At 43.6% G+C, this 15,773-nt stretch carries 14 protein-coding genes and 1 pseudogene; 8 read left to right on the forward strand and 7 right to left on the reverse strand.

From position 1 onward, the window contains the following. Nucleotides 1–262: 262 nt before the first annotated feature. Complete coding sequence (locus tag F6K51_RS12810; protein ID WP_365939955.1) at nt 263–736, forward strand: SDR family NAD(P)-dependent oxidoreductase; 474 nt, start codon at nt 263–265, stop codon at nt 734–736. A 938-nt stretch (nt 737–1,674) separates the two neighbouring features. On the opposite strand, the gene F6K51_RS12815 is transcribed toward F6K51_RS12810, so the two are convergent. After that, the gene (locus F6K51_RS12815; protein WP_293020826.1) at nt 1,675–2,106 is read right to left on the reverse strand and encodes a hypothetical protein; all 432 of its coding nucleotides are present in this window, start codon (nt 2,104–2,106) and stop codon (nt 1,675–1,677) included. 58 nt (nt 2,107–2,164) lie between these two features. Between F6K51_RS12815 and F6K51_RS12820 the strand changes: the two genes are divergently transcribed. Both F6K51_RS12820 and F6K51_RS12825 read left to right on the forward strand, forming a co-directional pair. Next, nucleotides 2,165–3,310 carry a glycine amidinotransferase gene (locus F6K51_RS12820; protein ID WP_293020827.1) on the forward strand — a complete coding sequence of 382 codons (1,146 nt, stop codon included), beginning with the start codon at nt 2,165–2,167 and terminating at the stop codon, nt 3,308–3,310. A 48-nt stretch (nt 3,311–3,358) separates the two neighbouring features. After that, nucleotides 3,359–4,057, forward strand: coding sequence for a class I SAM-dependent methyltransferase (locus F6K51_RS12825; RefSeq protein ID WP_293020828.1), 699 nt, complete (start codon nt 3,359–3,361; stop codon nt 4,055–4,057). Between the two features lie 142 nt (nt 4,058–4,199). Here F6K51_RS12825 and acs read toward each other — a convergent pair whose 3' ends face one another. Then, nucleotides 4,200–6,170 (reverse strand): acetate--CoA ligase, encoded by a 1,971-nt coding sequence (acs, locus tag F6K51_RS12830; RefSeq protein WP_293020829.1) that lies wholly within the window; start codon nt 6,168–6,170, stop codon nt 4,200–4,202. 210 nt (nt 6,171–6,380) lie between these two features. Here acs and F6K51_RS12835 point away from each other — a divergent pair, with 210 nt between their 5' ends. Then, entirely contained in the window at nt 6,381–6,917 is a 537-nt protein-coding gene (locus tag F6K51_RS12835; protein WP_293020830.1) for a GrpB family protein, read from the forward strand. Nucleotides 6,918–7,472: 555 nt separating this feature from the next. Here F6K51_RS12835 and F6K51_RS12840 read toward each other — a convergent pair. Beyond that, entirely contained in the window at nt 7,473–7,838 is a 366-nt protein-coding gene (locus tag F6K51_RS12840) for an aspartyl protease (RefSeq protein WP_293020831.1), read from the reverse strand. Continuing rightward, nucleotides 7,835–8,152: a hypothetical protein gene (locus F6K51_RS12845; RefSeq protein ID WP_293020832.1), complete on the reverse strand. Its 318-nt coding sequence runs from the start codon at nt 8,150–8,152 to the stop codon at nt 7,835–7,837. Before F6K51_RS12845 ends, F6K51_RS12840 begins: the two co-directional genes overlap by 4 nt. Nucleotides 8,153–8,524: 372 nt before the next feature. Between F6K51_RS12845 and ptsP the strand changes: the two genes are divergently transcribed. Continuing rightward, nucleotides 8,525–11,320 carry a phosphoenolpyruvate--protein phosphotransferase gene (gene ptsP / locus F6K51_RS12850; RefSeq protein ID WP_293020833.1) on the forward strand — a complete coding sequence of 932 codons (2,796 nt, stop codon included), beginning with the start codon at nt 8,525–8,527 and terminating at the stop codon, nt 11,318–11,320. A gap of 4 nt (nt 11,321–11,324) precedes the next feature. Here ptsP and F6K51_RS12855 read toward each other — a convergent pair whose 3' ends face one another. Then, entirely contained in the window at nt 11,325–11,516 is a 192-nt protein-coding gene (locus F6K51_RS12855) for a hypothetical protein (RefSeq protein ID WP_293020834.1), read from the reverse strand. A gap of 213 nt (nt 11,517–11,729) precedes the next feature. On the opposite strand from F6K51_RS12855, the gene F6K51_RS12860 reads away from it, so the two are divergent. Next, a complete protein-coding gene (locus tag F6K51_RS12860) occupies nt 11,730–12,413 on the forward strand; it encodes a class I SAM-dependent methyltransferase (RefSeq protein ID WP_293020835.1) in 684 nt (227 codons plus the stop codon). Then, nucleotides 12,403–12,768 (forward strand): Lin0512 family protein, encoded by a 366-nt coding sequence (locus F6K51_RS12865; RefSeq protein WP_293020836.1) that lies wholly within the window; start codon nt 12,403–12,405, stop codon nt 12,766–12,768. The genes F6K51_RS12860 and F6K51_RS12865 overlap by 11 nt, the downstream gene beginning before the upstream one ends. 311 nt (nt 12,769–13,079) lie before the next feature. Here the strand turns inward: F6K51_RS12865 and F6K51_RS12870 are convergent, their stop codons facing one another. After that, nucleotides 13,080–13,286 (reverse strand): hypothetical protein, encoded by a 207-nt coding sequence (locus tag F6K51_RS12870; RefSeq protein ID WP_293020837.1) that lies wholly within the window; start codon nt 13,284–13,286, stop codon nt 13,080–13,082. A 286-nt stretch (nt 13,287–13,572) separates the two neighbouring features. Here F6K51_RS12870 and iscB point away from each other — a divergent pair. Next, nucleotides 13,573–14,859, forward strand: a pseudogene (iscB, locus tag F6K51_RS12875) (RNA-guided endonuclease IscB). On the opposite strand, the gene F6K51_RS12880 reads toward iscB, so the two are convergent. Next, a complete protein-coding gene (locus tag F6K51_RS12880) occupies nt 14,813–15,751 on the reverse strand; it encodes an urea transporter (RefSeq protein WP_293020838.1) in 939 nt (312 codons plus the stop codon). The pseudogene iscB and the gene F6K51_RS12880 overlap by 47 nt on opposite strands. Nucleotides 15,752–15,773: the final 22 nt, after the last annotated feature.

The raw sequence follows: 15,773 nt of genomic DNA on the forward strand, positions 1-15,773 counted from the left end.
AAGGGATTTAAGCAATATTGACTGACTGATTCATCCTAATCGATGTATTAATTTTTCGTATATAAATGTAAAAAACAATAGGTTTATGTTAATAAATATTGCAGTTGAGAGTTGCTGTTGTTAGTGTAGGCGTTGCTCATCAAGCTCCTTTTCTAGAATCCAAACTGCAAAATTTTTAGGTGCGCTTGACCTTGGCGAATTAAATTCGCCACGGGTCGCACCTCAGGAAGAAATCGCCACGAATTTAATGGGTATGTACACGATGACTCGTTTAATTGGGCGACGCATGGCAGCACGACGAGAAGGCACTATTGTGAATGTTTCTAGTTTGATGGGTAAGGTGGCAGCACCGACGATGGCAAGCTATTCCGCTACCAAATTTGGGATTGTTGGTTTTACTCAAGCGTTACGGGGAGAGTTAGCGCGAGAAAATATCCGGGTAATCGCTTTACTGCCATCGTTAACAGATACTGATATGGCGCGAGGATTACAGTTGTTTCGCTGGGTGTTGCCGATGACTCCCCAACAAGTCGCTAAGGTGTTAGTTTCCAAACTGGAGAAAAACTCATCGGAAATTTTAGTGGGATGGCAAAGTCATTTAGCTGTGTGGTGTCAGCGTTTCTTTCCTTCATTACTGGAGAAGGTGTTACGGATTGCAGCTCCTCTGTCTAGAAGTAAAGGTTTTGGAGAAAGAGAAAATAGACAACAGGCCACAGAAAAGGATTTTCGAGAATAGTTTGAGATTTTGGCTTCTTTAGGTCTAGTATACAAAGGTTTGATCAAGGGTTTGATCAAGCTTTAAAAGACAAATTTCATGATTAATTTTTTTGATATGAACAGGACTTACGCACCCTAGAAATAGATAGGTTGCGTAAGTCCTGGTGATGACAAATCATCGCGCATCAGTTTGGGAGGGGCGAAATGGTGCACCTATTAGTTAGGGCATTAACGGCGACACCATGAATTTATTCGTGGTCAGTCTTTTTGGTGAAATGGTCTTGTTATTTATCTTGGGTTAGGGTGCTGGGATTTGAGGTGATATAAATTGGTGTTTTGTCAAGTAATTGTATAAAAAATTTATTTAAGAATAATAAATGTGTTACGTGAACGAGTTTTTGCGATTTTTATTGATAGTTGACAGTTAACGGTTGACTATCATCTATCAATAAAAATACTAGTCATATCGTATCAAGTTGACTACTTATTATGTTTTACAATCAACTATATATAATATTAAGAAAATCTAGAAATAAATTGAGCATTTTGTAAAAAAATGTAAATTTGCTTGAAAAGTGCAAGCAAATTTGTGATGATCTGTTTTAACCTGTTCTTAAAAATAAAAAAAGTTGTTTTAAATTCAAATGATAAATGTCAAAAAATTGATTCTGTATTTGTAGGTACTCTACTTATACTCAATTTGATTTTTGCCGTGGCTGAAGGGAAACTCTGTCAGCTGTTATGGATTTAAACTTTGATAACAGCATCATCTGTATTTTTTAGGGGTGCTTCTCCTAAAAGCTATTTGAACCGAAAATAAGCATGAAACTGGCAAGATGCCAGTTCCACGCAAGATGCCCATTCCACGGCAAGATGCCCATTCCACAGGTGCGACCCAAGGCCGGGGAACCCGGCCACTGGAAAGCGCGCCTAAAAACTATTAACATTATCGCGCATTTATCCAACGCCCAAAACTTGGCGTTGCGGAATCTTGGAATGAATAGGAGTAGAGTGGGCATCCTGCCCGCCCCAAGAGATCAAGGGACAGGCAAGATGCCTATTCCACAGATTGGAACCAGCAAGATGCCCATTCCACAGATTGAAACTGGCAAGATGCCAGTTCCACAGATTGGAACCAGCAAGATGCCCATTCCACAGATTGGAACCAGCAAGATGCCTATTCCACAGATTGGAACCAGCAAGATGCCAGTTCCACAGATTGGAACCAGCAAGATGCCTATTCCACAGATTGGAACCAGCAAGATGCCCATTCCACAGATTGAAACTGGCAAGATGCCAGTTCCACGCAAGATGCCCATTCCACAGATTGAAACTGGCAAGATGCCAGTTCCACGCAAGATGCCCATTATACAAAACTATTAAAATCATTCCGCATTTAGGCAACGCGCAAAATTTAGCTAGTACGTTATAGATAAGGAGATCAGAAATGTCGGAAAAAATTGTTAATTCCTGGAATGAATGGGATGAATTGGAAGAAATGGTGGTAGGAATTGCAGACTACGCTAGCTTTGAACCAAAAGAACCAGGGAATCATCCGAAATTAAGAGATCAGAATTTAGCGGAAATCATTCCTTTCCCCAGTGGACCTAAAGACCCTAAAGTCCTTGAAAAAGCTAATGAGGAATTAAATGGACTGGCTTATTTATTAAAAGACCACGATGTGATAGTAATAAGACCAGAAAAATTTGATTTTACAAAATCTATAAAAACCCCTTACTTTGAAGTTGCTAATCAATACTGTGGAGTCTGTCCTCGGGATGTCATGATTACCTTTGGTAATGAAATACTGGAAGCGACTATGTCGAAGAGAGCAAGATTTTTTGAATACTTACCTTACCGGAAATTAGTCTATGAATATTGGAATAAAGACGACCATATGATTTGGAATGCTGCGCCTAAACCGACTATGCAGGATAGTATGTATCTAGAGAATTTCTGGGAGCTGTCTTTAGAAGAAAGATTTAAGCGTATGCATGATTTTGAATTTTGTATTACACAAGATGAAGTTATTTTTGATGCAGCTGACTGTAGCCGATTAGGAAAGGATATATTAGTTCAGGAATCGATGACAACAAATAGAACAGGAATTCGGTGGTTAAAAAAGCACCTAGAACCAAGAGGATTTCGGGTTCACCCTGTTCATTTTCCCCTTGATTTTTTCCCCTCACACATTGACTGTACGTTTGTTCCTTTGCGACCAGGTCTTATTTTGACAAACCCTGAAAGACCTATACGGGAAGAGGAGGAGAAGATATTTAAAGACAATGGCTGGGAGTTTATCACAGTTCCTCAACCGACTTGCTCGAATGATGAAATGCCAATGTTTTGCCAGTCCAGTAAGTGGTTGTCAATGAATGTTCTGAGTATATCACCGACAAAGGTTATCTGTGAGGAAAGAGAAAAACCTCTCCAAGAATTGTTGGATAAGCATGGATTTGAGGTTTTTCCTTTACCCTTTAGACATGTCTTTGAATTTGGGGGGTCTTTTCATTGTGCAACTTGGGACATTCGCCGAAAAGGTGGGTGTGAAGATTATTTTCCAAATTTAAACTATCAACCGATTTGTGGTTAGAAACTAACAATAGTAATTACCAGTTAAGAGTGTCAAGACGTCAAGACTATGAATTTTGAAAGCGGTTATCAAGGGTTAAAAACAAGCGCGGATCCCCAACGATGGTCTGCTCAAAAAGAAGTCCTAACCGATGAAAAATTGGTGATCGAAGGACATCCGGTTATGGAACGTTGGGAAACCCCTTATATGGGGGCTTTTGCGGCGTTAGTCACTCGCCATGGTGGTCGGATCTTAGAATGTGGCTTTGGCTTGGGAATATCGGCTCATGCTATTCAGTCTTATGCTCCAGAAGAACATGTGATTATAGAAGCCAATGACGATGTTTTTAAACGATTGATTGATTTCCAAAACAGTGCAGTTAATAAAGTAACCCCTATCTTGGGCTTAGCATGTGATGTATTAGAATCATTTAGTGATCAATCATTTGATGGTATTTTCTATGATACTTATCCTTTGAATGCAGATGAACAACACACCCACCAATTTCCATTTATCAAAAAGGTTTATCCCCTGCTTAAGAAGGGTGGAATTTTAAGCTATTGTAATTTGACGTCAACAGGAGTTCTCAAGAATAGATACGATTCCTGGGAAGCTCTTTTCAATGAAACTCAAGTTCCTTATCTTATTGAAGCAGGTGTTCCAGAAAAGGATATTAAAGGTATCATCATCTTCAAAGTTTATCCACCTACTGATTGCTTATACTTTCAACATAAGACAGCCATGATTCCGATTATTGTAAAAGAGTAAGTGTAAGCATTCAGCAGTCAGCAGTCAGCCGTCAGCTAATTTGATTCAAAAGCACCTCAAGTAGCGTGGCACAGGCTTCTAGCCTGTGAGGTAACCCATAAGCTGATGGCTGATAGCTGACTATTTACGTGAAGCCTGGTTTTCAAGCCTCTTCCCGTAACTTATCCAAAACACTGCGGTCTTCTAAAGTGGACGTATCTCCAGCAACCTCTTGACCTGCAGCTAGCGATCGCAATAGCCGTCGCATAATCTTTCCGGAACGAGTCTTGGGCAAAGCATCAGTAAAGCGAATGTCACCAGGACGTGCGATCGCACCAATTTCTTTGACCACGTGCTGCTTTAGTTCTTGCTTGAGTTCGTCACTAGCGCTATAAGTCCCTTCTAAGGTCACAAAGGCAAAGACATCTTCCCCTTTTACCTCATCAGGTTTACCGACTACGGCGGCTTCAGCTACAGAAGGATGAGAAACCAGTGCTGACTCCACTTCCATGGTTCCTAAGCGGTGACCAGAGATATTCAACACATCATCGACACGACCCATAACCCAGAAATAGCCATTGGAGTCTTTTCTGGCACCATCTCCAGCAAAATAGAAGTATTGGCCATCTTTTGGTTGAATGTGTTCCCAATAGGTGCGGCGGAAACGGTCATCATCCCCATAGACAGTACGGATCATACTTGGCCAAGGATGTTTGATCACTAAATAACCACCGTCATTCTCTCCAACTGGATTGCCGTCTAAATCTACAATATCAGCAATAATGCCTGGGAAGGGGAAGGTAGCGGAACCGGGTTTAGTGGGAGTAGCACCGGGTAAGGGGGTGAGCATGAAGCCACCGGTTTCAGTTTGCCACCAAGTATCGACAATGGGACAACGTTCTCCTCCAATCACCCGATGGTACCACATCCAGGCTTCTGGGTTAATCGGTTCACCCACAGTTCCTAGGATACGTAGGGACGATAAATCACGGGCGTTGGGATGCTGGTCTCCCATCTTAATAAAGGCACGAATAGCAGTGGGAGCAGTGTAGAAGATAGTGACTCCATATTTTTCTACTACATCCCACAAGCAACCGGGATTGGAAGGACGGGGAGCCCCTTCGTACATGAGGCTAGTAGCACCATTGGACAATGGACCATAGACAATGTAACTGTGTCCGGTAATCCAGCCGACATCAGCAGTACACCAGTAGACATCGGTCTCTTTGAGGTCAAAGGTCCACTTGGTAGTCATGTGGGTGTAGAGGTTATAGCCACCAGTAGTGTGAACAACCCCTTTCGGTTTACCTGTGGTACCGCTAGTGTAGAGAATGAAGAGCATATCTTCACTATCCATGGGTTCCGCTGGACAATCCGCAGATGCTCCCGGTTGCAAGTCATGCCACCAGTGGTCTCGTTCTGGTTCCATGTCAATCCCTTGCTTGGTGCGTTCTACCACTAGGACGTTTTCTACTGTAGGTGCGCCATTATTCTCTAAGGCTTTATCAACTTGGATCTTGAGAGGAACAATCTTGTCTTTGCGCCAGCCCCCATCAGCAGTAATTACTAATTTAGCTTGAGCATCTACCAGTCGGTCTTTGAGGGCTTCAGCACTAAAGCCACCAAAAACAACCGTGTGGGGAGCACCAATTCTAGCACAGGCCAGCATGGCAATAGCAGCTTCGGGAATCATGGGCATATAAATGCCAACGCGATCGCCTTTTTTCACTCCCAGTTGTTTGATCACATTTGCCATCTGGCAAACTTCCCGGTGTAACTGGGCATAGGTTAGGGTGCGGGAGTCTCCCGGTTCCCCTTCCCAAATCAGGGCAGCTTTATTCCGACGCCAGGTAGTGAGGTGTCTGTCAAGACAGTTGTAAGAAATATTAATCTTCCCACCAACAAACCACTTGGCAAAGGGAGGTTGCCAATCTAATACGGTATCCCACTTTTGAAACCAGTCTAGTTCTTGTTCGGCAAGCTGGGCCCAAAACCCTTCGGGGTCAGCTTTGGCTTGTTCATAAAGTTGCTGATACTCCGCCATGCTCTTAATCTGGGCATTCTCGGCAAAGTCAGCTGGTGGCGGGAACAGCCGTTCTTCTTGAAGGATTGATTCTATAGTCGGTTGTGACATAGTTATAGTAAATTACTTAGATCTAAGTAGGTAGTCTAGACCTAGCCAAGGTTAAGTCTAATCAAACCATACTTAACAGGTTACCCAGTTGGGCAGATTGTTGGATTTCTTTAATTTCTGGTTTGTTACTACTCCTCCTTACTCCCTGCTTCCTGCTCCCTCAAACCAACTGCTAGTAAGTACCTCACCCAATTTCAAACTGCTGTAGTTATGTCAAGAAAAGTTGAAGTTGTTCCCCATGACCCGAAGTGGCCAGATGAATTTGAGCGTGAATCCAAGCAGATTGCTCTTGCCGTCGGCGACAACTTAGTTGCTGTACACCATATTGGGAGTACATCTATTCCAGAACTAGACGCTAAACCGATTATTGATATTTTGGTTGAGGTCAAAGACATTACCAAAGTAGATGAAAATAGTTCAGGGATGGACACAATAGGCTATGAAGGAATGGGTGAATACGGCATACCAGGTCGTCGTTATTTCCGCAAACATAATCAAATAGGAATCAGAACACATCATGTTCATATGTTTGAGCTTAATTCGCTACAGGTAGAGCGTCACTTAGCCTTTCGAGATTATATGATTGCCCATCCTAAGGATGCCCATAAATACGGTGAAATTAAGCGAAAACTTGCTAATAAATATCCAGACAATATTGAATCGTATATGGATGGAAAAGATTGGTTCATCAAAGAGATGGATCGAAAAGCAGCAGAGTGGCGTAGAGAATTAAGAATTAAGAATTAAGAATTGAGAATTAAGAATTGAGAATTAAGAATTAAGAATTAAGAATTAAGAATTGGGAATTTAGAATTCTGGCTTCTGGCTTCTGGCTTCTGGCTTCTGCCTTCTGCCTTCACCATTCTGCCTTCACCATTTTTAATTCTACATTCTTCATTCTACATTATAAATTCTTCATTCTACATTATAAATTCTTCATTCTACATTATAAATTCTTTATTCTTCATTATAAATTCTTCATTATAAATTCTTCATTATAAATTCTTCATTCTTCATTATAAATTCTTCATTATAAATTCTTCATTATAAATTCTTCATTATAAATTCTTCATTCTGACCTCCTTCGATAACAATCGCTCCAATAACGGTTTAGGAATTGTCTCAAAATCCTCCAACAAGAAATCCATAATCGCCAGATGGCGCAAGTGACCAGGAGTCGGAGGGTAACAGCGACGACTGGTGTTAAACCAGTGCGATCGCCTATCTTGTCGGGTGCGTTAACCAAGTGCGATCGCTTATCTTGTCAGGTGTGTTCGCGTAGCGTGGCCATAGGCCAATCGCTTATCCTAGGGTTAACACTCCCATAGGAAAATCTACAACTAAACGCTTTGTTCGTAACCACAAAACACCTAAAAGACTATTTACCAGTTCATCTCCTCCTAACACTTCAACCGTAAACTCCTCTTCCTCAATAACCACCTTTCCCTCATATAAATTAAACCGTGCTTCTCCCTGGGCTGTTTGCATATCCTGTGGTTCATTATTACGCACCCACCCTAAACTCTCAGCATCTTGATTATCAATAGCTAACCAACCTGTAAACCCTGTATCTAACAGTGCCATAACGGGAAAAACCTCCCCATCAGCAGACATCAAGCCAATTTCAAAAAATAACTCCCCTCGACTATTAAATTCACCTTGGATCATATTCTGCCACAAGTTCCCGTTTCATTAATTTGCATAATAATACACTTTTTACCTGGATGTTTAGAACGGGATTTGGAAAGTGCTACCTTTTTATCTTCATCGATAAAATACTCCCCACTATCAGGTTCAATAATAATAAACCAATCATAATGCTCTTGAATCAATTCTGGTTGTACTCGCTCAAAGACCTCTCGACAACGCTTATAAAACACTGCATCTTCTGCTTTAATTCTGGCTTTTTCTTCAGGAGACAGTCGTTTCTCCGGAAAAACCCGTCCTCGCCTTACAGTGTGATGGGAAGATGATGGTGTCATTTTAGTTATACAAAACGCTGTAGATAGGTTTATAATAACAAGAATATCCCCCCTCAGGTTATTTATCCCTTTCTTGCTAAGAAAGGGATAAGGGGTGACTTGTTCAAAATCTTATATAAGGCCCCATAAACTAGCCAATTATTCGAGCATAGATGATCAGCTTTCTGAATAGCTTCAGCCGCTCCCTGATTTTCACCCCTGTCAAACAAACACCGGGCATAATAACACCAGCCATTAGGATTATTTGCGTACTCCTCAGTTACTTTCCATCATTCTATTAATCAGCAATGCCTTCCCTTTTGCCTCTTGCCTCTTGCCTCTTGCCTTTGGGAGTATGTTCACAACCCAGATACAAACGCGCTTATATACCTTATGATTGGAATTGTGATTATCTCCCACAGTGCTAAGCTAGCCGCTGGGGTCAAGGAATTAGCTCAACAGATGGTTCAGACATCGGTACCGATTGCGATCGCAGCTGGTATGGATGACCCAGAAAATCCCTTTGGTACCGATGTGCTGCAAGTCCAAGCTGCCATTGAGTCTGTTTACTCCGATGCTGGGGTAGTGGTATTGATGGATCTAGGCAGTGCCGTGCTGAGTGCGGAAATGGCACTGGAGTTTCTGGATGAAGAGCAGAAACCCAAGGTAAGATTGTGCGAAGCGCCATTAGTGGAAGGTGCGATCGCAGCGGTTGTCCAAGCTGCGGCTGGTGCTGATATCGACCAAGTTATTGCTGAAGCTAGATCAGCCTTAACTGCTAAAGCCTCTCAGTTATCAGTTGTTGATAGTACACAACTTACCCATTGCCCCCTAAATCCCCCAAACTTGGGGGACTTTGAGAATAGTGCCCCCCAGATTTGGGGGGTTAGGGGGGCAAAACCAACTAAACTTCCTAAGTCCTATAGTACTGATAGTACTGAGAATAAATCAACCTCCAATTTTAAAGAGTCTACAATCCCAGCTTCTACAACCAAAGAAATCCATCTTACTGTCCAGAATCAACAGGGAATTCATGCTCGTCCTGCTGCTCAATTTGTTACTACAGCTAATCGGTTTAACTGTGAAATAACCCTACAAAATATCACCAAAACTAGCAATATAGTTAATGGAAAAAGCATTAATAATGTGATGCTTTTAGGTATCCAACAGGGAGATGAAATAGTCATCAAAGCAGTAGGAGAAGATTCCGAATTAGCCTTGATAGCGTTGCAGCAGCTAGTAGATAACAATTTTGGCGAAAAACTAGATAAACCAAAAGAAGACATCAACCAAGACTCTAACCCTTCCAGTAACCGATCCCTTGACCCTTCATCCGTCACACTTGATAGGTTAGTTGGAATTCCCGCTGCTGCTGGGATTGCTATCGGAGCGGTTATTGTCTACCAACCCAAACTTCCAGACATTATTGAAGAGCAAACAGATAATCCTCAAGCGGAGTGGGAAACCCTACAACTTGCTATTAAAACAGCACAACAGCAACTTCAACACCTGATCAATACTGTTACTAACGATCAGGCAGATATTTTTCAGGCTCACTTGCTCTACTTAGAAGATCCAGCCCTAGTTAATAGAGCTTATCAGATTATAGTTGACCAGCATCTATCAGCAGGGGCGGCTTGGAAAACTGTGATCGATGAAACCGTAGCAAATTACCAAACTCTGGAAGACTCCTACATGCAAGCTCGGGGAAATGATGTGATCGATGTCGGCTGGCGAGTGTTGCGATTACTGACGAATAGGAAAGAAACCTGTCTAGATCAGGACTTACGCAAATGCCCCCTAAATCCCCCAATTCTGGGGGACTTTGACATCATTACCCCTCCCGGTGCGCTTTCCGTTGGCGAATTAAATTCGCCACGGGTCGCACCGAAAAATTGGGGGGCAGGGGGGCAAAACCAACTAAACTTCGTAAGTCCTATAGAGTTTACTGAGCCTGGTATTCTGGTTGCTGCTGATTTAACCCCCTCTGAGGTCGCGCAACTAAATCCGATCCAAGTCCTAGGTATCTGTTGCGCTAGTGGAAGTGCTACAGCCCATAGTGCCCTGATCGCCAATATGCTCGGTATACCGATGGTGGTTGGTGTTGGTCAGGATCTGTTGTCGTTGCCAGCTGGTACGGAGTTGGCCATGGATGGGACAACCGGTCAAATTTGGGTAGAGCCTTCTGAGGAACAAAAGCAAGAATTACAGCTACAGAGCAACAGTAAGGATGAATTACCTAGGGAGGTCATTACTCAAGATGGACACACAATTCCCTTGATGGCAAATGTTTTGGGAGAGGCTGATGCTAAATTGGCTCTCGATTGTGGTGCTCAAGGGATAGGTTTACTTAGGACCGAGTTTCTTTATCTGGAACGCTTAACTATTCCGATGGAAGAAGAGCAGTTGGCAACCTATCAAGCCATTGCGGAAATTATGGGTACCCATCCCCTAACGATTCGTACTTTAGATATTGGCGGTGACAAGCCCATTCCCTTCCTGAATCTAGCTTCCTCTGATGCTCCCTCTGCTCCGCACACCCCAGAGCCTAACCCTTTCCTAGGATGGCGGGGAATTCGTCAGAGTTTGGATTGTCCAGAGATGCTCAAAATCCAACTGCGGGCGATTCTACGAGGGAGTTATGGACACAACATTAAGGTGATGTTTCCCATGGTTTCCTCAGTACAAGAGGTACGGGCTGCTAAGGAAATCCTAGCAGAGGCTAAAGCCGAGTTGCGCCAAGAAGGGTATAGTTTTAATGAACAGATGCCAGTGGGGATTATGGTAGAAGTCCCGGCAGCAGTAACCATGGCTGATCAGTTAGCGGCTGAAGTGGACTTTTTCAGCATTGGTACTAATGATTTGAGTCAATATGTAATGGCCGCTGACCGTACTAATCCCAAGGTGGCGAAGCTAGCTGATGCCCTTGAACCGGCTGTGCTACGGATGATTCACCAAACGGTAAGCGTTGCTCATCAAGCAGGGATTACAGTTAGTGTCTGTGGTCAGTTGGCATCGAATCCAGTAGGGATACCGATTTTATTAGGGTTAGGGGTGGATGAGTTGAGTGTGAATCCACCTGCGATCGCTACTGTGATTTCAGTTATTACACAGTTGAGTATCAACCAGGCCGAGATGCTTGCTGGTGAAGCGTTGCAGCTAGATTCGGCTCTTGCGGTTAGACAATAATATATTAGACTTCTTGCAGAAGTCGGGAACAGGGAACAGGGAACAGGGAACAGTGGACAAGAATTGACGTGAACACTATCAGAAAAGTACTTTTGCCAGGTCGGTTTGAGTCTTGGCAGGAGTGATACAGCGCTACGGGCAAGGCAAAAGGCAAAAGGCAACAGGCAACAGGCAACAGGCAACAGGCAACAGGCAAAAAAAAAGAGAGCCGTGTTACTGACTCTCTCGATCATCAGGGTGCATCTTATATTTCAAATATACCTGAGTAAATGAGGGGTGTCACCCCTCATTGCAAAAATCAGCCAAATGGCTTAATTGGTAAGTTGTTACTGGTATGCTGATCTGCCTGACAAGATGGGGATTGAGATTGGAACAGTTAAACTTAGGAAGCACTACCAAACCCAGACCTATGTTCGAGCAACAACCACAAGGACTACAGCAGAAGGTCAAACTTTTGGCATTGGAATCAATTCGCCAAGATAATCCATCTCAATGGTTTGACGTTTTATATTCCGAAGCGAATGGGGATTCGGGGCAAATACCTTGGGCGCGTAATACACCCCATCCCTATCTACAGGATTGGTTAGAGCATAATACACCCCAAGGGTCGGGTCGCTCTGCCCTAGTAGTTGGTTGTGGGTTAGGGGATGATGCGGAAGCGTTGGCGCAGCAGGGTTTCCAAGTAACTGCCTTTGATATTTCCCCGACTGCGATCGCATGGTGCCAAAACCGATTTCCCGATTCCCAGGTCAAGTACCAAGTGGCGGATTTATTCGCCTTAGATCCAGCATGGCATCACAAATTTGATTTTGTCTTTGAATGCCGTAATATCCAAGCCTTACCCCTGAAGGTCCGGTCAACTGTTATGAATGCGATCGCATCCTTAGTTGCCCCAGGAGGAACCCTCTTAGTAATTACTCGGTTTCGGGATAGCGACACTGAACCAGATGGTCCCCCTTGGCCGTTGTCGGATACAGAACTAGCTTACTTTCAGGAATTGGGCTTAGTCGAAATTCATCGTGATACTGTCCCAGAATCAGAGGATGATCCGATTCAACGGTTACGCATTCAATATACTCGTCATGGTTCGTAAACGCTTAATTATTGAAATGGGAATGGGAGTAGACCAACACGGTCAAGACCCAACCGTAGCAGCAGCAAGAGCTGTACGCAACGCTATTGCTCACAATGCCTTGCCTGGTGTTTGGGAAGTAGCTGGTTTAGAGCATCCCAATCAAATGATAGTTGAAGTTCAAGTCGCCGTGCCTTACCCAGAGCAAGTCCGGGAAGATGAAGTACTGGCTGTACTCCCTTTCGGTCAGAAAACTCTATCCCTTGAGTCCGGTGGAATGGTAGTTCAAGGCAGGGCGATTCCAGAACTTAATGATAAAAATGATGAGATGCTGATTGCTGTTGCAGCGGTTACTGTTTTAGTCGATAGTGATTAGCTAAGCTATCAGCTTAAGCGCTACGCGCACGCTACGCGAACAGCTATCAGCTATCAGCTATCAGCTATCAGCTATCAGCTATCAGCTATCAGTTATCAGCTATCAGTTATCAGCTATCAGCTATCAGCTATCAGCTATCAGCTATCAGCATACGGCGGTTTGCATAACGATCAGGTCAGGATTGTTTTACCTGATCCGAAGTTCCCTCTTCTCTCTTCCCTGTTCCCTGTTCCCTGTTCCCTAAAATCCAGAAATTTGTACCTAACTGAATTGCAAACCGCTGTATGCTTACATTCACCAACCCCTGTCGATCAAGTCACCAATAAAACTTCAATAAAGCGATTCCAGGTCATCGCTTCTCCATTCATGCGACCATATAAAAAGTTCACTTCCTGTACACTAAGGGGTGATTCACCTACACTAACAAAAGCTAAATTCATTTCATCGATACTGATAGCATCATCCTGATTAGCATCAATTGGTATAAAATAAGTGATGAAGTCCTGATAGTGAGACATCAATCGTTGCTGACGCAATAACAATTCACCAAACTCACCTAGTAAAAGCCTTGGTAATTTCCGGCAAAACTCGGAAGTTATTTAGCTAGGTTGCAGGCTAAGGATTAGTTTCCTACGTTGTTTTAGTCATGATACCTGGGAGTGACCTCCAGCTTCCAGCTCTATCGTCAACTATTAAGTTGAAGGCAAAATGTGTGGTTGACACGACAAGCTATTACAACATTGCCGTTCGCGCAAGCGTGTGCGAAGCACTCGGAAAACATAACCGATTTGAGATGCACTAAAAATGCAAAATTACGTATTTGTTATTGACACGAACAAACAACCATTAAATCCTGTCCACCCAAAGAAAGCTCGCCGCTTGCTAGACAGAGGAAAAGCTGCTGTTTTTAGAATGTATCCATTTACGATCATCCTTAAGACTGCGATTCGGCAAAGCCGACGCTGCGCGAACGCGAATCCGACTATCTCATTCTGTCAAATCAAAATAGATCCGGGAAGTAAAACCACTGGGTTTGCCTTAGTTCAAGACGATCAAGTTGTTTGGGCTATGGAACTAGAGCACAGGGGAGGATTAATAAAGAAAAAACTAGAATCCAGAAGTGCCGTTAGGCGTGGAAGACGTAATCGCAATACCCGCTATAGAAAACCAAGGTTTCTTAATCGCAGACGTCCGAAGGGTTGGATTGCTCCTAGCTTGGAGCACAGGGTCTTGACCACTGAAACCTGGGTGAAACGACTGATCAAGTTCTGTCCAGTCAATCAGATCTGGATTGAAAGAGTTAAGTTTGATACCCAAAAAATGCAGAACCCTGAGATTAGTGGTATTGAGTACCAACAAGGGGAATTAGCTGGCTACGAAGTTAGAGAATATTTGTTATAAAAATGGGGAAGGGAATGTAGTTACTGTGGCCAAGAAAATGTCCCTTTACAGATAGAGCATATTTCCCCAAAGTCTAAAGGTGGAAGCGACCGAATTGGGAATCTTTGTCTGGCCTGTGAAAAATGCAATCAACGCAAAGGAAATAAACCCGTAGAGGAGTTTCTGAAAAAGAAGCCAAGTCTACTTCAAAAAATCAAAAACAAGGCAAAACAACCATTAAGGGATGCAGCAGCGGTAAATGCGACTCGGAACAAGATAGTGAAGGTACTTAAAGAAATAAAACCTGTAGTCACTGGCACGGGTGCTCAGACAAAATATAACCGAAATAGGTTGGGACTACCTAAGCAGCATTGGATTGATGCCGCTTGTGTTGGAGATATCAAAACTTTGGTGTTAAAGACATCTCAACCACTGTTGGTTACCTGCAAAGGACAAGGAGGAAGGCAGAAAGCTGCACTGAACAAATATGGCTACCCCATTAGGTACAACCCGTTGAAGCCTATTAAGGGGTGGTCCAGTGGCGATATAGCTAAAAACCTTTTGACGGGGGAGTTTGGAAGAGTTAACCCCAGGAGTAAAGGTAACTCCTTTAATTACACAGTTCCCGGAAAAAAGGCGATAAACTTGCACCTCAAGAATTTACTCAGAGTTCACAGAAAGGACGGTTATACTTATGGCTTTTGCCGATGATTGCCGAAAACTGCCTGGGAGTAGTCCTCCTATTACGTCCAGCCGAGATGGTGTCAGAACGGATACCTACTATTAGCGCCGCCAGGGTACCGAATACTCCCCCCAATAATCCCACAGCTGCCCCAATCGGTGTACACCAGGCAACTGCGGCCAAGACCAGCACCCCAGCCACAAACTTGTCCATTAAAAACACCTGCCCAAACCCAATCGGCACCGAGGTGGCAAATTGCGACCAATTGATCGCTTCCAACATAGGTGGGGGAGTGGGCGTGGGCCCCAAGCTATAAACTGCTTGAGGCATCGAGAGGGCAATCACCAGAAATAACAGCGTTGCCGCAATAAAGGGCAAGGTTAGGGGGGGAAATTTCAGCTTGCTGGCAAACCAGACTCCGACGGTCTTGATCAGCAGAGTGGTAAGAGCAGAAAAGATGATAGCAGCGATGATCCAGAGGGGATTCCAGTTACCATTCCCGGATGCCCCAAACGTAGCAAGTGCTGCTCCGACTAAAATCCCGTTATAGCCAAAAATACCGTTGCGAAGACTATCGCGATTAAGATCAAGGAAGATGGCAGTTACGGTTGAAGCCACCACACCCACTACACTCATCACCCCTACCCAAGGTGACTCAATAAACAGTGCTATCAGAATCAATAAGCCACTGAGGGGGTTGTTGACAAAGATCACCTGGCCAATGCCACGCAAGTTGTAATTCAAAAAATCCCACAGAGGTTGATCGGCTAAGCGTTGATTGAGAGATGGCAATGTGCCTGCACCAGGTAGCAACCAGGGAAATAGCTTAGTCCGATGGGGTTTGAAAAGTACTAGGTTGGCAATTAGTTCATGGAGCGGTGAGGGGTCAGGGGTAGCTGGGGGAATAGAAGGTTTAATCATAGTTGAACAAGATAGCGGTTTT

Origin of the sequence: Moorena sp. SIO3I8 (assembly GCF_010692325.1) — a bacterium.
Classification (GTDB): Bacteria; Cyanobacteriota; Cyanobacteriia; order Cyanobacteriales; family Coleofasciculaceae; genus Moorena.

Bases quoted from the DNA above. Each gene is read 5' to 3' on its own strand.
- F6K51_RS12810 (WP_365939955.1), top strand. From the start codon at position 263: ATGACTCGTTTAATTGGGCGACGCATGGCAGCACGACGAGAAGGCACT.
- F6K51_RS12815 (WP_293020826.1), bottom strand. From the start codon at position 2,106: ATGATTTTAATAGTTTTGTATAATGGGCATCTTGCGTGGAACTGGCAT.
- F6K51_RS12820 (WP_293020827.1), top strand. From the start codon at position 2,165: ATGTCGGAAAAAATTGTTAATTCCTGGAATGAATGGGATGAATTGGAA.
- F6K51_RS12825 (WP_293020828.1), top strand. From the start codon at position 3,359: ATGAATTTTGAAAGCGGTTATCAAGGGTTAAAAACAAGCGCGGATCCC.
- acs (WP_293020829.1), bottom strand. From the start codon at position 6,170: ATGTCACAACCGACTATAGAATCAATCCTTCAAGAAGAACGGCTGTTC.
- F6K51_RS12835 (WP_293020830.1), top strand. From the start codon at position 6,381: ATGTCAAGAAAAGTTGAAGTTGTTCCCCATGACCCGAAGTGGCCAGAT.
- F6K51_RS12840 (WP_293020831.1), bottom strand. From the start codon at position 7,838: ATGATCCAAGGTGAATTTAATAGTCGAGGGGAGTTATTTTTTGAAATT.
- F6K51_RS12845 (WP_293020832.1), bottom strand. From the start codon at position 8,152: ATGACACCATCATCTTCCCATCACACTGTAAGGCGAGGACGGGTTTTT.
- ptsP (WP_293020833.1), top strand. From the start codon at position 8,525: ATGATTGGAATTGTGATTATCTCCCACAGTGCTAAGCTAGCCGCTGGG.
- F6K51_RS12860 (WP_293020835.1), top strand. From the start codon at position 11,730: ATGTTCGAGCAACAACCACAAGGACTACAGCAGAAGGTCAAACTTTTG.
- F6K51_RS12865 (WP_293020836.1), top strand. From the start codon at position 12,403: ATGGTTCGTAAACGCTTAATTATTGAAATGGGAATGGGAGTAGACCAA.
- F6K51_RS12870 (WP_293020837.1), bottom strand. From the start codon at position 13,286: ATGTCTCACTATCAGGACTTCATCACTTATTTTATACCAATTGATGCT.
- F6K51_RS12880 (WP_293020838.1), bottom strand. From the start codon at position 15,751: ATGATTAAACCTTCTATTCCCCCAGCTACCCCTGACCCCTCACCGCTC.